Origin of the sequence: Serratia surfactantfaciens, assembly GCF_001642805.2 — a bacterium.
GTDB classification, from domain to species: Bacteria; Pseudomonadota; Gammaproteobacteria; order Enterobacterales; family Enterobacteriaceae; genus Serratia; species Serratia surfactantfaciens.
On sequence record NZ_CP016948.1, the window covers coordinates 4213288 to 4232380 of the forward strand.

Sequence of the window (19093 nt, forward strand, 5' to 3'; positions counted from 1 at the left end):
CCGGCGATTGGCCGTCACCGTTCGCTCCGGCGCGGCCTTTTAAGGAGGCACCCATGCCAGATATTCGCTTCACGCTGTTCGACAGCGATAACTTCTACCAGCAGGGGCTGCGTCTGCTGCTGCAGGACTATCTGCACTCCCTGAACGAATGCCATCGCCTGTACCCGCAGTTCTCGCCGCTGGCGCTGCAGGCATTGGATAACATCGAAATCGTGCTTCGCACGCCGGAAGAGCGCTGGGGCTGCGCCAGCTGCTATCAAAGCCCCTACGGCACCCCGCGCCAACGGCAGCTGACCCTGCTGATCCTCGACGACGCGACCCAGCAACAGGTAAAAAATTCACCGCCGCTGTTCAGCATTCATCGGCGCGATTCGGCCTACGCCATCCGCCTCAAGCTGCAGATGGCGTTGGAAAAGTTCATCCAGCACCCGTGGGTGGCGCTGCACGCCGCCGGCACGTGGAAATGCCAGGCTTGCCGCATCGCCGCGCTCAGCCACTGCGAGAAAAAGGTGCTGGGTTTGATGAGCAGCGGCATGTCCGCCTGCAGCATCGCCGGCCTGCTGCAACGCAGCCAGAAAACCATCAGCGCCCATAAACGCTCGGCGATGCGCAAGCTGAACGTGCGTAAAAACAGCGAGTTGAATAAGGTGTTGCTGAATCAGCGGGGTTTGGGTTGAGGGCGATAACACACCATTATGCGCCAGATTGCCGAAACATCGCCGCCAACATATCGACAAGCAGCGCCGCATAATGGCCGGCGGGGTCGAGATCGGGATCGAATACCGTCACCGTCATGCCGCAGCACAGCGGATTTTGCAGCAGACGCGCGCCGATATTCTCCAGCCATTGCCGATCGATGCCGGGTGACCCCGGCGAATCGACCGCTGGCATCACTGTTTGGTCGAGCACGTCCACGTCGAAATGCAGCCAGAAACGCCACTGCGGCTGCGCGGCCAATACCCGCTCGATACGCCGGACAATTTCCGCCTCGCCGATCTGATGGGCGGTAAAAACGTCGATGCGCTCGATCGCCGTCTGCGCAATATCCGGCCAGGCGAAGTCTGCATCCCGGTTTTCGCGCTCCCCCAGCTGCACAATTTGCCGTTCCGGCACCAGCGGCGGCGCGATGCCGGGCCAGGTCGTCAGCAGGGGCTCGCCGCGGCCGCTCGCCAGCGCCAAATCCATCCCTGCCGCCGCACCCAGCATCTGTGCGGTATCGTAGTTGCCGGGGTGGCGAAAGTCGCTGTGACCATCGATATGCACCAGCGACAGTGGCCCCGCCCGGCGCGCCCCGGCCAGCGCCCCCAACAGGATCGAACAGTCGCCGCCGACAACCAACGGAAAGTCTCCTTGCCCCTGCACAGCAGCAACCGCCTCCGCCAACTGTAGATTGAAGGCGCGGATAGCATGCCCATTGCGAATGCGAGTGCCGGGCTGCGCCAGCGGCGAATAAGGCCGTTGCGGCAAGGTGCTGACCGCGCTCGCCGCCAGCCTTTCCACCAGCCGCTGCGCCATCAGCGCCTGCGGCGCCCGCCAGACGCCGGGCACATGGCCGGGCCGCAACGGCCGCAGGCCCAGATTGCTCGGTGCAAGAATGAGGTGCATACGCGCGATCTCCGTGCAAAAAACGTCGTCGTAGCCAAAAGCATAAGCGCCGCAGCGCCGAGCGCGCGTTCTTTTTTCAATCTTGCATGGCGCATAGCGCACAGGGCAAAAGCGGTTTACTCTGAATGTCTATTTTTACACCGTAAAGCGAACCGGAATTCATGCCCAGAACAGCCAAAGTCGTTGACGTTCCCGCCCTCGGCGAGCTCGATCGCCAGGCGGGTCAGCTTAGCCACCAGCTGGCGCAGGCTCTGCGTCAGGCCATCCACCGCGGCGATCTGAAAGCGGGCGATCTGCTGCCCTCGACGCGCCGGCTGTCGGCGGCGCTGAATCTGGCGCGCGGCACGGTGTTGGAGGCGTTCGCCCAGTTGACGGCGGAAGGTTTTCTCGAACCGCAGCCCGGCTCCGGCACCCGGGTCGCTCACTATCAGGCACCGCGCCGCCTGCCCCACGCCACCGTACAGGCCAGTCCGCCGCCGGCGATGCCGCTTTCTTCACAGGCGCAGCATCTGGCGCGCTTTGCCGCTCAGGCGCGGGCGCTGCCGCCGGTGCCGTTCACCGTCTCGGTGCCGATCGGCGATACCGCGCCCGACGATGTCTGGCGGCGGCTCGGCAACCGCATCCGGGCACGCGGCCCCGGCGCGCCTTCGGGCTATGGCGATCCTCTGGGCGCATTGCCGCTGCGCGAAGCCATCTGCGACTATGTGCGGCGTTCCCGCTCCGTGAACTGCACGCCGCAGCAAATCCTCATTACCTCCGGCACCCAGCAGGGGTTGTATCTGGCCGCGCAGATCCTGCTGGACGCCGGCGACAGCGCCTGGGTGGAAGACCCCGCCTACGCCGGCATTACCGCCATTTTCGACAGCCTGTTTCGCGACCGCCGCATGGTCAGGGTGCCCGTCGCCGACGACGGCATCGACGTCGCCGCGGGCATCCGTCTGGCCGCCGACGCCCGCGCCGCCTTTGTCACGCCGTCGCATCAATATCCGCTGGGCATGCCGATGAGCATGGCGAAAAGAAGCGCCCTGCTGGCCTGGGCCAGAGAGCGGCAGGCCTGGATCGTGGAGGATGATTACGACAGCGAGATGCGCTATGCCGGTCATCCGTTCCCCTCGCTGCAAGGGCTGGCACCCGAACGGACGCTCTATCTCGGCACCTTCAGCAAGGTGCTGTTCCCGTCATTGCGGCTGGGTTACGCCATCGTGCCGCCGCCGCTGGTCGACGCGTTTTGCGGCGCCAGGATCCTGATGGATCGCCATCCGCCCAGCGCAGATCAACACGTGCTGGCCGCCTTTATCGCCGAAGGGTATCTCGACCGGCATATCCGCAAAATGCGCGGCGTCTACGCCGAGAAACGCCGGGTGCTGATCGAGGCGATCAACGCGCATATCCCGGCCGAGTTGGCGATGGTGCAGCCCTGCGATCAGGGCATGCATATGGTGCTGTGGCTGAGGAAAGATCTCGACGACGCACAGATCGCCCTGCGCGCCAACCAAGCCGGGCTGGCGCTGCGGGCGGTATCGCCGATGTATGCACCCGGCAACGGCGAACCGGGGCTGGTGCTGGGGTTGGGCGGTTATGCCGATCGCCAGGTACAACAGGCGGTGGAGCGGCTCGCAGAGGTGATCCGAACATGCGCCCGCAACGGTGCCTAGCGGGAAAAACGTTTGGCGCCGAACACGCAAACTACCACGCCGGCCATCACGGCGATCATCATCGGCTGAACGGTCTCATGCAGCAGCCAGCCCGCCAGCGCCAGGCCGAAAAACGGCTGCAGCAGCTGCAGCTGGCCAACCGCGGCGATGCCGCCCTGCGCCAGGCCGCGATACCAGAAGATAAACCCGATCCACATGCTGAACACCGAGACATAAACCAACGACAGCCACGCCTTGCCGCTGACCACGGGCCATCCGGCCGGCGCCGCTAGCCAGGCGGCCGCCAGCGTCAACGGCAACGCCACCACCAGCGCCCAGGAGATCACCTGCCAGCCGCCGATCCGGCGCGACAGCACCGCACCCTCGGCATAACCCAGGCCGCACAGCAGCACCGCCCCGACCATCAGCGCATCCCCCAGCCAGGAGCCGCCGCTCCCCTGGCTCAGTGCGAAGGCCCCCACCAGCGCGGCGCCGACGCCCGAAAACGCCCAAAAAGCGGGCTTGGGCCGCTCTCCGCCGCGCAAAACGCCAAAACCGGCGGTCGCCAGCGGCAGCAGGCCGATATACACCAGCGAGTGCGCCGAGGTGGTGTGCTGCAGCGCCAGCGCCGTCAGCAGCGGAAAACCGATGACCACGCCGAGCGCCACAAACAGCAGCGGCGCTAAATCGGCCCGCGTCGGCCGCGCCTGGCGGGTAAGCAGCAGTGCGCACAGGGCCAGCAAGGCGGCGATCGCCGCCCTGACCGCGGTCAAAAACAGCGGATCGAGCTCCAGCACTGCCACCCGGGTGGCGGGCAACGAGCCGCTGAAGATAATCATGCCGATGAAGCCGTTCATCCAGCCCTGAGCCGAATGCCCGGCGGCGGGATGAGCGGTAGAGGTAACCACAAGAGTTTTTTCAGACTGGCTGTCCATGATGCGAACGCTCCGCACGCCTGAGGCATACCGAAATCGGCAACCCGCGAGGCGATGCCATAAGTGAAAGAGAACATCGTTCCCCAGCGCAGCTTGCCGGGGCTGCGTTCTATTTTTCAGATAAAGCGGTTCAGAGACAGGTCCAGATAGCGAGATTATCGCTGTACCGGTTAGCAAAGCGCGGCGCTAACGCCAAAGAAGGGCGTTTTTCGGGCTGTCCTTGGCCGTTTGGCGGCGCAGTCGGCGCGGTATCATGGACTTTTATGCGTTTTTGTAGAACAGGACAAGGTGCGGCGCCGTGGTGAAACCCTTCTTACGCAGTGGCAGTTTGGATGATGTGCTGGCTTTAGGCGAGAACGGGCAACCGGTCTACGCCTGCGCGCAGCAGCTGCGGGAAACCCTGCGCCTTCGCCGGCAGCAGCAGGCCGCCGACTGCCTGGCGATCCCGCAGCCGAACGAAAGCGGCACCCGCATCGACTGGTATGCACCCTTCCCCGGCAAGGTCACCTCCTGGCTGGCGGCGAGCGATGCCCAGCGAGCGCAGGCGGTGCGCCACCTGGAACACTGCCTGACGACCTTCCGCAGCCTGACGGAACAAACCCAGGCGACCGATCACCCCAGCCACCGCCTGTTCGGCGCGCTGCTGGCCAAAGCGATGCATATCCCCGATCCCAACCACGTCTATCTGGTGGACGACCGGCCGGTGCTGACCTTTTGGGGCTTTATCAAACCGCAGGCGCAGAGCCCGGACGATCCTTTGGCCTGCCTGCGGCCTGCCGAAACGGAAGTGGAAAAACCGGCGCCGATCGCCGCCGCCCCGCGCAAGCCGGCCATGGCCGAGCCGGTAACACCGGCTCCGGTAGCAGAACCTGAACCGGTGCCCACCCCGGCCGAAACCGTCGCGCCCCCGGTAGCCGCACGCCCACGCCGGCGCCGCGCTATCTGGATAGGGTTACCGCTCATGCTGCTACTGGGCGGCGCCTTGGCCGGCTGGCTGGGCCGTTCGCCGACCCCGCCTGCGCCAGAGCCGGCACCGCTGGCCGCAAAACCGCAGCCGGTGTCGCCGGTGAAGGCGGCCGCACCGTTGCCAAAACTGCACTTGCCGCTGGCACACGCGACGCTGATGCCGCCACCACCGGCGCCGGTCCTCCCGCAGCCGGTGGACAAAAACGCTCTGGTGCTGCCACCCGAAGCGGTAAAGGCCGGTTCCACCCGTTTTCTTAACGGCAAATGGCGCGCCACGGTGGCGCTGAAAGATCCGATCACCGGCAAACGCCCCAGCCTGCAATACCGTCTGAACGCGGGCAAGGGCAACGCCATCATCGCCTACGGCGACGGCGTCAGCTGCCGGGTGGCGGTCGAGGCCGGGCTGATGCAGTCCGGCAATCTAGTGATCAACAGCCGAACCAAGGCACGCTGCAGCGACGGCAGCCGCTACCAGATCCCGGAAATCGTCTGCCGCCAGGGCGAGACCGGGGCGGCGGAGTGCACCGGCCGCTACGATGCGGACACCACCTATCCCATGACGTTCAAGCGCGAGAGTAAATGATGCTGGCACCCCTTACGGACTACAAACACGGCATTACGCTGATTCAGGACAGTGGCATCCAGTTTCTGGACTTTGCCCTGACGCCGCTGCTGGACGCCGAGTTTCCCGGCAAATTCGTGCGCAAGACCGCCAGTGGCCCGTTGCTGCGCCTGCAATGGGAGGCCGAGAGCGGCAAATACCAGTTGCCGGCCGAAGGCGGACAGGCCGCCGAGGTGGTACGGCCGGAGTTCAGCTACCCGCTGCAGCAGTCGCTGCGCCTGCTGGATAAGCTCTGGCTGCCGTTGCCGTTCCTGCGCCACACCCCGGCGGGCGTGTTTTTATCAGGCCCGGATAACTGGGCGCGCCTGCAGGTGGTGCAGTTGGATGAGCCGGATCAGGACGGTCATCTGCTGCGCGTGGTGCTGGCCTTCGACACCCGCGCCGCCGCGCCCGCCCAGGAAGCGCTGGCGCCGGGCGAGAGCGATCTCGGCGCCGGCCTTAACTTCGCGCTGGCGCACCGCAATCACGAGCTGGGCGAGTTTCTCGATCTGACCTGGGTGGACGGCTGGCTGCGCGAGGCGTTCAGCCAGCGCGCCGTCGAGCTGGAACAACGCGCCGAGGCGGAGATCAACGCCGGGCTGAAAACCTTCGAGTACCAGGCGCACTACCTCAACCTGCTGCACATGCTCGGCCATCAGCTGGCGGTGCCGCAGATAAAAATGGCGGCTGCGACGCTGCAACAGCCGGCGATCGACGTCGATCTGGTGCTGGACGTCGGCAACTCTCACACCTGCGGCGTATTGGTCGAAGACCATCCGGAAGAGAGCAACGGCCTGAAGCAAACCTATGAGCTGCAGCTGCGATCGCTGTCCGAACCGCATCGCGTCTATAACGAACTGTTCGAGAGTCGGGTGGAGTTTTCTCAGGCCGTCTTCGGCAAGCCGCATTTGTCTTTCCAGAGCGGGCGCGACGACGCCTTCCAATGGCCCTCCATCACCCGGGTCGGCCGCGAAGCCGCGCAATTGGCGCAGCGACGCGAAGGGCATGAAGGCACCACCGGCATCTCCAGCCCGCGCCGCTATCTGTGGGATGAGGAGCGCTATGCGCCCGGCTGGCGCTTCAACGAACGGCACGAACCGATGGCCGCCGCCGCGCCGTTGACCACGCTGATCAACGATGAGGGCATACCGCTGTCCGCCCTGCCGACGGCGCAACGGCTGCCGGTATTCGCCGCCCATTACAGCCGCAGTGCGGTGATGAGCCTGATGTTGAGCGAGCTGTTGGCGCAGGCGCTGATGCAGATCAACAGCATCGCCCAGCGCAGCCGCATGCCGAACGCCGCCGCACCGCGCCGTCTGCGCGCCATCATTCTGACGCTGCCTTCGGCGATGCCAAAGCCGGAGCGCGAACTCTTCCGCCGCCGAATGCAGGAAGCGATCGGGCTGGTGTGGAAAGCCCTCGGCTGGCACCCGCAGGATGCGCCGTTCGACGGCGAACACACCCGCTTCCCGGCGCCGCAGGTGCAGATCGAGTGGGACGAAGCCACCTGCGGCCAGATGGTCTATCTGTACAACGAAACCCAGGTGAACTTCGCCGGCCGCACCGATGCCTTCTTCGCCGCCATGGCGCGGCCCGATCGGCCGCTGGCGCCGGGTGAACAGGCCGGCAAGACATTGCGCATCGCCTCTATCGACATTGGCGGCGGCACCACGGATCTGGCGATTACGCACTACTCGCTCGACGACGGCGTGGGCAGCAACATAAAAATCAATCCGCGCCTGCTGTTCCGCGAGGGCTTTAAGGTCGCCGGCGACGACATCCTGCTGGACATCATTCAGCAGTTTGTCCTGCCCGCCGTACAACAGGCGTTCGAGGCCGCCGGCGTGAGCGCCGCAGCGGCGCTGATGGATAAGCTGTTCGGCAACGAAGGGCGCATGGACGGGCTATCCACCCTGCGCCAACAGGCCGCGCTGCAGATTTTCATGCCCGCCGGGCGCGCGCTGCTCGGTGCCTATGAAGAATACGATCCGCTGGACAGCCGCGCGGAAATCGCCGCCAGCCTCGGCGATCTGCTGCCGCAACGGCCGACGCCGCAGGTGCTGGCGTTTATCAACGGCGAAGTGCAACGCGAAGCCGACAGCGACGCCTTCGATATCCTGCACACGCCGCTGGTGATCCGTCTGGCCGACCTGCACGCCGCCTTCTTGTCCGATCGCATCGGCATCGGCCACTGTCTGCGCCTGCTGGCCGAAGTGGTGGCGCTGTATACCTGCGACGTACTGCTGCTGACCGGCCGCCCGGCGCGCTTCCCCGGCGTACAGGCGCTGCTGCGCCACCTGCAGCCGCTGCCCGCCAGCCGCATTCTGCCGCTTGAGGGCTATCACACCCGCAGCTGGTATCCGTTTAACAAACGCGGCCGCATCGACAATCCCAAATCCACCGCCGCCGTGGGCGCCATGCTGTGCCTGCTGGCGATCGATCTACGGCTGGAAAGCTTTTACTTCAACGTCGGGGATTTCCAGCCCTATTCCACCATTCGCTATCTGGGCATGCTGGACGGCAACAACATGCTGGCGGACGATAACGTCTACTACCGCGACATCGATCTGGATCGCGCCGATTTCGCGCTCGACCCCGCCGGCAGCTTCCAGCTGCGCGGCCCGCTGCGTTTGGGCTTCCGCCAGCTGGACAACGAACGCTGGCCGGCCTCGCCGCTCTATACGCTGACCATCAATGACACCCAGCTGGCGCGCAAGCTGGCCGGCGACGCGGTGATCAGTCTGCGGCTGGCCATCACCGCCAGCGCCGAACAGGGCGCTGAGAGCGTCAAGATCGCGCAGGCGCTGCTGGCCGACGGCAGCCCCGTCCCGGCGCACCACCTGCAACTGAAACTCAATACCCTGGCTGCCAGCGCCTCCGGTGCGACCCACTACTGGATAGACAGCGGGAGCATTTACCCACGATGAACACACAAACCTTCGCCCCAGCGGCCCCGAATAACGCGCTCAGCGCCGGCATTTTGCAGGCGATCGACTGGGTGGACGCCGCACGCCGCCAATCCCCCCGCCTGGAGCGGGAGGCCGATCGCCTGATACAGCGTCTGCGCCGTTGCCATAACCGCGCCGCCCGGTTGGAAAACACCCGGCCTGCGCAGCTCGCCATCGGTTTGTATGGCCACAACGCCGCCGCCAAAAACCATTTACTGGCGGCGCTGGCGCCGGGCGCAAAGCGCTTCAACGCGGACATTTCGCTCGCGGTGCGCTACTGCACGGCGGCCGAAGCGGGCCCCGCCGAGTATCCGATCGCCCTCGCCCTGCTCAATGAAGCGCAGTGGCTGGCCATCACGCTCGACGCCGCGGCGATGAGCGGCTTCCGCCCGGACTGGGACGCCCGCGCGATCGCCGACCATCTGCAGACGCTGGCGCGCCATCGCCAGACGATCGCCGTCGACGGCCTTGACGGCAACGATGTGCTGGCGCTGTGGGACAGCCTGCGCCGCCACGGCGGCAAAGCACAACACACGCTGGACAGGCACTTCTGGCCGCAGGCGGTGACGCTGGCGCCGCAGTTGAGCATCGACGATCGCGCGCGCCTGTTTGCGCCGCTGTGGGGGGAGGAGCCGACGCTGACGGCGCGTTATCGCCAGTTGGCGCACGCGCTGCAGGCCCTCGGCGGCAGCCGGCAGGTTCACGCTCCGCGCCGCGCGCTGGCGCTGCTGACGGCGAGCACCGCGCCGGAAAACGCCGCGTTCGCCGTGCTGACCGAACAAGGCGATGAGCGGGAGGTTGGGCTAAGCGATCTGGCCTGGCTGACCGCTGAAGTGACCACCGCCCTGCCGCCGGCGGCGCAGGCAGGCCTGCCCGCCGACGTAGCCCTGATCGACCTGCCCGGCAGCCGCAGCTGCCCGCAGGCAGAACCGACGCAGCGCCTGCAGCAGGCGAAGCGCGCCCATTTGCTGACCCGCGGTGCGGACGGCCTGCACACCAGCCTGCTGCTGGTGACCGATGCCGCCGCAACGCCGCAGGACGCCGCGCGCATCGGCCAGGCGCTCGCCGGCTGGGTCGACCACACCCAGGGGGAAACCCCGGCGCTGCGCCAGCGCCGCAAGCCCGGTTTAATCTGGGCTATCACGCCGTTCGACCAACGCCAGGAAGGCAAATCACGCCCCGACGACGCCGTTCAGCGCCAGGTCGGCGAACCCGGTGACAGCTGGGCCACGCTGCTGGCGCTGGATGAGCAGGATTGCCGCCGCATGGTGAACTACCTGGCCGCACAGGCGCGCCCGGCCCACAAGCAAGCGCGCTTGCTCGAGCTGCGCGAAGAGTTGCAGCGCGAGCTGACGGAAAGCCTGCTCGGCAACTGGCTCACCGCCGCCGATCCGCACGCGACCCAACAACGCGCCCAACAGCTGCTGCGCGCGCTGCAGGCGCAGGCCGGCCGCCACGGCGAACTGCTGGAACGATTGTTGCCCCAGCGCGATACGCTGCGCCAGCTCTATCAGCAACAGCAGCACGCCGCGCCGACCCCGACGGCGACGCCTTCACCGTTCGGACTGGATATCGATCTGTTCGGCGCACAAGAACCCGCGGCGGCGGGCGGACAACCGGCATCGCCTTTTGCCGCGCGAATCTTCGCAGACTGGATCAATCATCTGCGCGCACTGCCGGACAACCGGCAGCTGTTGGACCTGCTCGGCGTCGACAAACCGCACCTCGAACTGTTGGTCGATGCGCTGATCGGCGCCGCCTGCCGCCTGCAGCTCGATGATGAGCTGCAGCGCGCACTGTGCGCCGGCGGCCTGCCGGAACAAGGGGAAGATCGGCAGATCAGCCAGGCGTTGGCGCTGCTGGGCGACTTCGTCGCCTGGCTCGGCTTCCAGCGGCGCGATGCGGCAACGCGCCCCGAGAGCCGCGTCAACCCCGGCCAGCCGATCTTTACCCCGCCGCCGCAGCCGGCAGTGGACTGGAGCGGCCAGCAGCGGCTCACCCGGCTGGCGCCGACGCCGACCAAAAATACCGCGTTTTATATCTATGACTGGCTGATCGGCCTGCAGACCTTGCTGGCGGAGAATGCGGCGCAGGCGCAGCCCGCGCTGGCAGACGAGCAGCGCGCCGAGCTGGCGGCGATCGTCGCCGCCCTGCGCGCTGTACCGTAGCGGACACAATCCGGGTCGGACACCGCCGCGCAGTTAGTGGCAGGCCGGCCCGGCCGACATCACTTCGCGGAAATGGGTGACCAGCGGGCGCAGGTTGGCCTTGTGCCACACTGCCCACAGCTGCGTGGTGTATTGCATCCAGGGCAGTTCGCGCAGCACCACGCCCTGCGGCGCGTTATGCCGCAAGCTGTGCTGGATCAGCGTCATCCCCAACCCGGCGGCGACCAGCCCCAGCGCGGTCAGCGGCTCGCCCGCTTCCAGTCGAATATCCGGATCGAACCCGGCCTTCACGCAGGCCGCCACGAAGTCGTCGCGCGAATGGGCATCCTCTTTGTGGATCACCGAGATCCAGGCCTGATCGGTGAGATCCGCCGGCTGCAGCTTTTCCCTGTCCGCCAGCGGATGCGTCTGCGGCAGGGCCAGCAGCATGCGATCGTCCAACACCTGCGTATAGTCTAAATCCTGATCGTCGCGATCCGGCGCCGTATTGACCAGCGCTACATCCAGGCTACGCTGCCGCAGCCCTTCCAGCTGCATGGAAGAAGGCTGGCTGTAAAGTACGATGTGCACATCCGGCCGGGAAACCCGCAGCGATCGCAATGCGTTCGACAAGACGCCGGAGTGCATCGCATTTTCGATATAGCCGATGCACAGCCCGCCGTCCTCCCCCCGTCCCAAGCGGCGTCCGAGCGACTCGAGCCGGTTGGCGTGCGTCAATAGCGCGCGGGTTTCGGCCAGAAACGTCTGGCCGTCGGCGGTCAGGCGGATGCGTTGCTGATTGCGCTCAAACAACATCAACCCGAGGCGCTCCTCAAGCTGGGAAATCTGCCGGCTCAGTGGTGACTGGGAAATGTGCAACCGTTCGGCGGCGCGGCCGACGTGCTCTTCTTCCGCCACCGCGACGAAGTATTTCAACTGGCGTAAATCGATCATGTGAGACCTTAAAGGACTTAACTTAGACAAATTATGTCCTATCAAGTCACAACTTGCCACGTTATCTTTAGCCTCGTGACGGGGCAGACGCGGTATGCGCCCCCCAATTTCCCTGAAAAGATAATGTATTGAGGATTCACCATGAGCATCAAAAATATTTTACCCGGCAAGATCGGTTTGGGCGGCGCGCCGCTCGGCAATATGTTCCGCGCCATTCCAGAAGAAGAAGCGCTGGCTACCGTAACCAACGCCTGGGACTTGGGCATCCGCTACTTCGACACCGCACCGCTTTACGGTTCCGGCCTGTCGGAAATTCGCATGGGCGAAGCGCTCTCTCAGTACCCACGCGATGAGTTCGTGCTGAGCACCAAAGTGGGCCGCATCATGCTGGACGAAATGGAAGATCCCGCCGCCCGCGATCTGGGTGAGAAAGGCGGCCTGTTCGAACACGGTTTGAAAAACAAGATCCTGAACGACTACTCGGAAGACGGCACGCTTCGCTCCATTGAACACAGCCTGAAGCGTCTTAAAACCGACCGTCTGGATATCGTCTGGATCCACGACGTCGCTCAGGATTTCTACGGCGACAGCTGGCTGGAACAGTTCAATATCGCCCGTACCGGCGCCTTCCGCGCACTGTCCCGCCTGCGTGACGAAGGCGTGATCAAAGCCTGGGGCCTCGGCGTCAACCGCGTCGAGCCTTGCGAACTGACGCTGGCGCTTGATGAGCCGAAACCGGATGCCTTCCTGCTGGCCGGCCGCTACAGCCTGCTGGATCACGAACGCGCCCTGCAACGCCTGATGCCGGAAGCGCTGGAACAGAATGTCGATATCGTTGTCGGCGGCCCTTACAACTCCGGCGTACTGGCCGGCGGCGAACACTACGAATACCAGAAAGCGTCCCCGGCGGTACTGGCGAAAGTGGCGCAAATCAAAGCGATCGCCGCTCGCTTCCAGGTTGACGTCAAAGCCGCTGCGCTGCAGTTCTCACTGGCTAACCCGGCGGTGGCCGCCGTGATCCCCGGTTCGAGCCGCCCTGGCCGCATGGCCGAAGATCTGGCTGCGCTGGATGCAGTGATCCCGGCTGAGTTCTGGGCGGAGATGCGCCGTCAGAAACTGGTGGCCGACAACGCGCCGCTGCCGATTCGTTAAGTTTTATGGGGCCGCATGGCCCCATTACATCGATTAACTCTATGAGGTACATGATGAAACTGGATCTTTCAGGCAAGGTCGCCGTCGTCAGCGGCTCCACCTCCGGTATCGGTCTCGGCATCGCGCGCGGGCTCGCCAAAACGGGTGCCATCGTGGTGATCGTCGGCCGTCAAAAAACCGGGGTCGATCACGCCATCGCCGACATCAGCGCCAACGTGCCTGGCGCGCAGGTACGCGGCGTGGTCGCCGATCTCGGCACGGAACAAGGGGCAGAGACCCTGTTCGCCGCGGAGCCTAAAGCCGACGTGCTGATCAACAACCTGGGCATTTTCAACGATAAAGACTTCTTTACCGTGCCCGACAGCGAGTGGATGCACTTCTATAACGTCAACGTTCTCTCGGGCGTGCGTCTGGCGCGCCACTACGCGCAGAGCATGACCGAACAGGGCTGGGGACGCATTATTTTCGTGTCGTCCGAATCCGGCGTCGCCATCCCGGCGGACATGATCAACTACGGCGTCACCAAAAGCGCCAACCTGGCGGTGTCTCACGGCCTGGCGAAACGCCTCGCCGGCACCGGCGTGACGGTCAACGCCATCCTGCCAGGGCCAACCTTTACCGAAGGCCTGCAAGAAATGCTGGCGGATGCGGCGGCCAAATCCGGGCGTAGCGCACGCGATCAGGCCGACGAGTTCGTCAAAACCGAACGCCCAAGCTCCATTATTCAGCGCGCGGCAGACGTCGATGAAGTGGCCAACCTTGCCGTTTATCTCGCGTCTCCGCTGTCTTCGGCCACCACCGGTGCGGCGCTGCGCGTTGACGGTGGCGTCGTCGACACCCTGGCAATGTAATTCCGTACCCTAAACCGATATTAAGAGAGAAAGAAAATGGCTAATACATCCGTCTCTATGGACATCCCGGCATCCGCCGACACCGTATGGCAACTGATCGGCGGCTTCGACGCCCTGCCTGACTGGCTGCCGTTCATTCCGAAAAGCGTCGTTTCTGAAGGCGGCCGCGTGCGTACCTTAACCACCGCCGACGGCGGCACCGTCATCGAGCGGCTGGAAGCGTTCGACAACCGTCAACGCAGCTACAGCTACTCCATCATGCAGGCGCCGTTCCCGGTGGTGAATTACCTGTCCACCCTGTCGGTACACGCCACCGACGACGCCAACGTGGCGCGCGTGGAATGGTCGGGCAGCTTCACGCCGGTCAACATCAGCGACGACGAGGCCGTCGCCCTGTTCAGCGGCATCTACCAAGGCGGCCTGGATGCGCTGAGCGGCAACTTCCCGCGCTAACGCCAGCATGCTCAAGCGCTCGCGGCCGATGGTGAAAGCCATTGGCCGTTTTTTGCTTTAGATCTGGAGCAGGATAAATCCGCCAGCGCCGTTTATGCTGTAAAGGAGACTTCCGTTTGAGGAGATGGCCGTGCGCCCTTTCAGCCTGAAGACTATCGACCATGTGGTTCTGCGCGTGCGCGATATGCAGAAAAGCCTGCATTTTTATACCCAGATCGTTGGCTGTGATATCGCCAAACAGCGGCCGGATTTGGGGCTGATGCACCTGCGCGCCGGTGCGGCCATGATCGATCTGGTGGACATTAACGGCGTGCTGGGGAAAAAAGGCGGCACGGCGCCCGATCCTCACCGGCAAAATGTCGATCACGTCTGCCTGCGCATCGATCCTTTCAACGAGGGCGAGCTGTTGGCCTATCTGCGATCGCAGGGGATCGACGTTGATCCCGCCGAATCGCGCTATGGCGCGGAGGGAGACGGCCCGTCCATTTATTTCAGCGATCCGGACGGCAATCGCGTGGAATTGAAGGGGCCGGCGATCGGTTAGGCCCTCTGATTGTCTTCCAGGCCGGACAGCCGCTGGCGATCCGTCACCCGCAGTGACTTGTTTTTAAACTGAATCATGCCGTCCGCCGCGAGCTGCGCCAGTGCGCGGCTCAGTTGCCTGACGGAGATGCCTAATCTGCCCGCCAACAACTCCCGATTTTCGAGCTGAATCTGCACGCCTTCGTCTTTTATTTTAAATAACAGAAACTTTCGCAACTTATATTCTGCCGTTAAGCCGCCGCTCGCATGCAGCAATGAGGCGTTAAGCAGCTTGTCGCTCAGCTGCCGACACATAAAGGTGAGGAAGGCGGGATCGCGCATGGCTCGCTCTCTGATCACCTCGATGGGCAGCGTGAAGATCAGCGCGTCCGTCACCGCCTGAACGCTGCTGAACACCGACCGCTGCGCCTGGGAGAACAGCTCCAGATCGCCGATTACGGAAAAATCCGTTTCAAAGGAAAAGACGATGTGCATGCCGTTCGCGTCGTAATTCTCCACCTGCAGTTTTCCCTGTACGAGCAAATATAGGTGGCTCAAACGATCGCTTTGCGTCACCAGGTGCTCACCGGCCTCGACGCTGACCAGGCGCAAGGCGGCCAGCAACGGGGGCGAAAGCGCCGTTCGCAGATCGTGAGCGTCGATAAACGCTTCTTTTAGCTTGCTGTTACCGACAGTTTTCACGGCGATTCACTCCCGGGGCTTATCCGTTAACGTCTTGCATCCTATCTTTTCGGCTGCGCCCAGCATAGCCGGCGCGCTTCAGAACGAAAAAGGACATCTGGCCTTTTTTGCCTCGGGTCGTCTGGGTATGTTCTCCGCAGACCCCACCCAAGGAGAGTGCCATGCGACATATTCTGATAGACACCGATACCGCTTCCGACGATGCCGTCGCGCTGCTGATGGCGTTGCGCGAATCCGACGTGAAGGTGGAAGCGATCACCACCGTCGCAGGCAACTGCCCACTTGAACAATGCGTCAAAAATGCGCTCATTTGCGTGGAAAAAGCGGGAACCTATGCCCCTCCGGTCTACGCCGGCATGGCGAAACCGCTCTTCCGCACGCGCTATCACTCGCACCATATTCACGGCGAAGACGGCATGGGCGACATGGCCTTGCCGAACCCACAGCTGAGCGCAGAACCCGTTCATGCCGTAGACGCCATCATCGACTGTGCCGCACGGCTCAATGGCGAGCTGGAAATCGTCACCCTCGGGCCGCTGACCAATCTTGCGATGGCGGTGCTGAAGGCGCCCGCGCTGGCCGAACACGTGAAAAGGGTTTATGTCATGGGCGGTTCCGGGCTGACGCCCGGCAATATCACCCCGCTGGCCGAATTTAATTTTTACGCCGACGCCGAAGCCGCGCATCTGGTGCTCACTGCCGGGCTGCCGCTCACCCTTGTCGGCTGGGAGATCGGCATGGGGGAAGCGTTTATCGACCAACGCGATATAGCTCGATTGAATGATCTCAGCGAGCTGGGGCGCTTTGCCGTGCGCTGCAACCGCACGCTGATGGCGTTTAACGCCGGGCGCACCGAGCGTATAGGGTTTGATTTACCCGATCCGACCACCATGGCGGTGGCGCTCTACCCGGACATCGTCGAGACCAGTCTGGAGGCGTATTCTTGGGTAGAATATAAAAGTGAAGGGTCTTACGGCCATTACGTCATCGATTCCACCCACCTGACCGGCAAACCGGCCAATGCGCGCGTAATTACCCGCATTAAACCCGGTCTGTTTAAAGAAAAACTGTTCTCGCTGTTATCTCACCGCGAATGAAATAGGTGGCCGCCATGACTTTCGATCCGAGCAAATTAAACAAGGTGGAATTACACGTCCATTTGGATACCTGTTTAAGCTATCACTATGTAAAGAAGGCCAACCCGCAAATAACCAGAGCGGCATTTAATCGGCAATTTATCGCGCCGAAGCGATGCGCCGATCTGGGGGACTTTTTAAGCAAGATCGCGCCGCAAATAGACCTCTTGCAGACATGCCAGGCGATAACGCTGGCCGTCGATGACTTGTTCGCGCAGCTGGCGGCGGATAACGTCATCTATGCGGAAGTGCGCTTTGCTCCGCTGCTGCATACCCGGATGGGATTAACCGGCGAATCGGTGGTCGAGACGGTGCTCGCCGCGATGCATGACGCCGCGCAAACTTACGGCATCACCGCCGGGCTGATCCTGTGCACGCTGCGGCATTTCGATGCGGCCGCCAGCCTGCAAACCGCCGGGCTCGTGGTTAACTTTCTGGGCCGTGGCGTGGTAGCGCTGGATTTGGCCGCCGACGAGGCGCGTTATCCGCTAACCCACCATGTGGCGGCCTTTCGCGCCGTGCGTGAGGCCGGTGGCAACGTCATCGCCCACGCCGGTGAGGCGAAAGGCGCAGACAGCGTGCGGGAGACGCTGGATCGGCTGCAGGTGTCGCGTATCGGCCACGGCGTCCGGAGCATCGAGGACCCCGCACTCGTCGAGCGTCTGATAGCCACCGGCGTGCTGCTCGAGATCTGCCCCAGTTGTAACCTCACCTGCAATCTGTTCGACAGCATCGACGACCATCCGATAGACCGGCTGAAAAAGTGGGGGGTGCGGCTGAATGTGAATACCGATGCGCGCACCGTCGCCGATACCACGCTGAACAAGGAATATCAGCTGCTGCACGACGCCTTCGGCTGGCGCGATGAAGATTTTAACCGCAGTAACAGGCAGGCGCTGGAGGCGAGTTTTCTCGACGATGACACTAAAATAAAATTAATGAATCAGCTCAATGCCGGGCCAATGTGACCCGGCGCATTTCTAGGTTGAGCGGCGTTTTAACGTTCCTGCGCCGCCAGCGCCTGGGCGCAGGCCCAGGCCGAGCTCCAGGCCCATTGGAAGTTGTAACCGCCCAGCCACCCGGTCACGTCCACCACTTCGCCGATGAAGTAGAGCCCCTGCGCCTTGTGGGCTTCCATCGTCTTGGAGGAAAGTTCGTTGGTGTCGACGCCGCCGAGCGTCACTTCCGCCGTGCGGTAGCCTTCGGTGCCGTTCGGCTGCACGCGCCAGTTCTGCAACAGATCCACCAGCGCCGCCTGCTGCGGGGCATTCAGCTGCTTCAGCGTCGCCTCCGGCAGTTGTCCCAGCATCTGCAAGCATTCCACCAGCCGCTTCGGCAATTGCAGCGCCAGGGTATTTTTCAGGCTTTGGTTCGGGTGTTGCCGCCGTTGTTCATCGAGGAAAGCCGCCAGATCCAGCTCAGGAAGTAAGTTAACGCTCACATACTCACCAGGCTGCCAATAGCTCGACAGCTGCAGCACCGCCGGCCCGGAGAGGCCACGGTGGGTAAACAGGATGCTTTCGCGGAAACTGACGCCGTTCTCGGCGGTGATCACCGCCGGCACCGAGACGCCGGATAGCGTCTGCAAATGCTCCAACAGCGGCTTATGCAGGGTAAAAGGCACCAGCCCGGCGCGAGTCGGCAGCACTTTGAGGCCAAATTGCTCCGCCAGCTTGTAACCGAACGGCGAGGCGCCCAGCCCCGGCATGGATAATCCGCCGCTGGCCACCACAAGTGAGCGAGCACTCACTTTTTCACCATTCAGCGCCAGTTCGTAACCCTGTGCGGTTTTCTCCACGCCCAGCACTTCGCTGCGCAGGCGCATCGTCACCTGGCCCAGCTCGCACTCTTTGACCAGCAGATCCACCACCTGCTGCGCCGAGTCGTCGCAGAACAGCTGCCCCAGCGTTTTTTCATGGTAGGCGATGCCGTAGCGGTTGATCAGATCGATGAAGTCCCACTGGGTATAACGCGCCAGCGCCGACTTGCAGAAATGCGGGTTGTTCGACAGGTAGGCCGCCGGTTCGGCATACATGTTGGTAAAGTTGCAGCGCCCGCCGCCGGACATCAGGATCTTGCGGCCCGGTTTTTTGCCGTTGTCGAGCAGCAACACGCGGCAACCGAGTTGCCCCGCCTGCGCGGCGCAAAACATGCCGGCAGCGCCCGCCCCAATCACTACGACATCAAACTGTTCCACCTGAGCCTCTCTTATCAAAACCACAATCGCGACAAAAGAGCGCCATATTACGCCGTTTCGCCGCCGGTCACCGCCAAATTCACGGCGGCAGATTGTAAAGCCCCGGCGCCGTCAACGCCATAGTAAGAAAATATTACAGAGGTCAGAGGAGAATAACGCGTTGATATTTCATATTTTTGTTATAGACACGCCATCGTTTCGTCATGTCCAAATCAAAAAAACGTCATATTTTCCTTTTCCCCGGCCCCGGTTGTCACTGATAATGCGCGGCGTTCATGTCCACAAACTGG

The 19093-nt window shown here is 63.4% G+C and carries 16 protein-coding genes; 11 read left to right on the forward strand and 5 right to left on the reverse strand.

Annotated elements, in window-relative coordinates; all coding sequences use genetic code 11:
* The first annotated feature begins 53 nt into the window (after nucleotides 1-53).
* A complete protein-coding gene (locus tag ATE40_RS19770; protein WP_019455217.1) occupies nucleotides 54-677 on the forward strand; it encodes a LuxR C-terminal-related transcriptional regulator in 624 nt (207 codons plus the stop codon).
* A gap of 16 nt (nucleotides 678-693) precedes the next feature.
* On the opposite strand, the gene ATE40_RS19775 is transcribed toward ATE40_RS19770, so the two are convergent.
* Nucleotides 694-1605, reverse strand: coding sequence for an arginase family protein (locus tag ATE40_RS19775; RefSeq protein WP_063918366.1), 912 nt, complete (start codon nucleotides 1603-1605; stop codon nucleotides 694-696).
* 161 nt (nucleotides 1606-1766) lie between these two features.
* On the opposite strand from ATE40_RS19775, the gene pdxR reads away from it, so the two are divergent.
* Nucleotides 1767-3260 carry a MocR-like pyridoxine biosynthesis transcription factor PdxR gene (gene pdxR, locus ATE40_RS19780; RefSeq protein ID WP_063918365.1) on the forward strand — a complete coding sequence of 498 codons (1494 nt, stop codon included), beginning with the start codon at nucleotides 1767-1769 and terminating at the stop codon, nucleotides 3258-3260.
* Here pdxR and ATE40_RS19785 read toward each other — a convergent pair.
* On the reverse strand, nucleotides 3257-4174 hold the full coding sequence (locus tag ATE40_RS19785) for a DMT family transporter (RefSeq protein ID WP_063918364.1): 918 nt from the start codon (nucleotides 4172-4174) through the stop codon (nucleotides 3257-3259). The two genes, pdxR and ATE40_RS19785, sit on opposite strands and share 4 nt — an antisense overlap.
* 298 nt (nucleotides 4175-4472) lie before the next feature.
* On the opposite strand from ATE40_RS19785, the gene ATE40_RS19790 reads away from it, so the two are divergent.
* The 3 genes from ATE40_RS19790 to ATE40_RS19800 are packed head-to-tail and all read left to right on the forward strand — an operon-like array spanning nucleotide 4473 to nucleotide 10857.
* Nucleotides 4473-5723, forward strand: a complete 1251-nt coding sequence (locus ATE40_RS19790; protein WP_063918363.1) for an SrfA family protein — start codon at nucleotides 4473-4475, stop codon at nucleotides 5721-5723.
* Nucleotides 5723-8668, forward strand: coding sequence for a virulence factor SrfB (locus tag ATE40_RS19795; RefSeq protein ID WP_063918423.1), 2946 nt, complete (start codon nucleotides 5723-5725; stop codon nucleotides 8666-8668). Before ATE40_RS19790 ends, ATE40_RS19795 begins: the two co-directional genes overlap by 1 nt.
* Nucleotides 8665-10857: a virulence factor SrfC family protein gene (locus ATE40_RS19800; protein WP_063918362.1), complete on the forward strand. Its 2193-nt coding sequence runs from the start codon at nucleotides 8665-8667 to the stop codon at nucleotides 10855-10857. The genes ATE40_RS19795 and ATE40_RS19800 overlap by 4 nt, the downstream gene beginning before the upstream one ends.
* A 33-nt stretch (nucleotides 10858-10890) precedes the next feature.
* On the opposite strand, the gene ATE40_RS19805 is transcribed toward ATE40_RS19800, so the two are convergent.
* On the reverse strand, nucleotides 10891-11790 hold the full coding sequence (locus ATE40_RS19805; RefSeq protein WP_063918361.1) for a LysR substrate-binding domain-containing protein: 900 nt from the start codon (nucleotides 11788-11790) through the stop codon (nucleotides 10891-10893).
* A gap of 141 nt (nucleotides 11791-11931) precedes the next feature.
* Between ATE40_RS19805 and ATE40_RS19810 the strand changes: the two genes are divergently transcribed.
* The 4 genes from ATE40_RS19810 to ATE40_RS19825 all read left to right on the forward strand — a co-directional run bounded on the left by ATE40_RS19810 (nucleotide 11932) and on the right by ATE40_RS19825 (nucleotide 14790).
* Complete coding sequence (locus tag ATE40_RS19810; protein WP_063918360.1) at nucleotides 11932-12942, forward strand: aldo/keto reductase; 1011 nt, start codon at nucleotides 11932-11934, stop codon at nucleotides 12940-12942.
* 53 nt (nucleotides 12943-12995) lie between these two features.
* The gene (locus tag ATE40_RS19815; RefSeq protein WP_063918359.1) at nucleotides 12996-13793 is read left to right on the forward strand and encodes an SDR family NAD(P)-dependent oxidoreductase; all 798 of its coding nucleotides are present in this window, start codon (nucleotides 12996-12998) and stop codon (nucleotides 13791-13793) included.
* A 36-nt stretch (nucleotides 13794-13829) separates the two neighbouring features.
* Nucleotides 13830-14246, forward strand: coding sequence for an SRPBCC family protein (locus tag ATE40_RS19820; protein ID WP_063918358.1), 417 nt, complete (start codon nucleotides 13830-13832; stop codon nucleotides 14244-14246).
* Between the two features lie 124 nt (nucleotides 14247-14370).
* The gene (locus ATE40_RS19825; protein WP_063918357.1) at nucleotides 14371-14790 is read left to right on the forward strand and encodes a VOC family protein; all 420 of its coding nucleotides are present in this window, start codon (nucleotides 14371-14373) and stop codon (nucleotides 14788-14790) included.
* Here the strand turns inward: ATE40_RS19825 and ATE40_RS19830 are convergent.
* Nucleotides 14787-15392, reverse strand: a complete 606-nt coding sequence (locus tag ATE40_RS19830; RefSeq protein ID WP_230329017.1) for a Crp/Fnr family transcriptional regulator — start codon at nucleotides 15390-15392, stop codon at nucleotides 14787-14789. The genes ATE40_RS19825 and ATE40_RS19830 overlap by 4 nt on opposite strands.
* Before the next feature lie 239 nt (nucleotides 15393-15631).
* Here ATE40_RS19830 and ATE40_RS19835 point away from each other — a divergent pair, with 239 nt between their 5' ends.
* The gene (locus ATE40_RS19835) at nucleotides 15632-16567 is read left to right on the forward strand and encodes a nucleoside hydrolase (protein ID WP_019455226.1); all 936 of its coding nucleotides are present in this window, start codon (nucleotides 15632-15634) and stop codon (nucleotides 16565-16567) included.
* A 14-nt stretch (nucleotides 16568-16581) separates the two neighbouring features.
* Nucleotides 16582-17574 carry an adenosine deaminase gene (gene add, locus ATE40_RS19840; protein ID WP_063918355.1) on the forward strand — a complete coding sequence of 331 codons (993 nt, stop codon included), beginning with the start codon at nucleotides 16582-16584 and terminating at the stop codon, nucleotides 17572-17574.
* A 29-nt stretch (nucleotides 17575-17603) separates the two neighbouring features.
* On the opposite strand, the gene ATE40_RS19845 is transcribed toward add, so the two are convergent.
* The gene (locus tag ATE40_RS19845) at nucleotides 17604-18803 is read right to left on the reverse strand and encodes a BaiN/RdsA family NAD(P)/FAD-dependent oxidoreductase (protein ID WP_063918354.1); all 1200 of its coding nucleotides are present in this window, start codon (nucleotides 18801-18803) and stop codon (nucleotides 17604-17606) included.
* Between the last annotated feature and the right edge of the window lie 290 nt (nucleotides 18804-19093).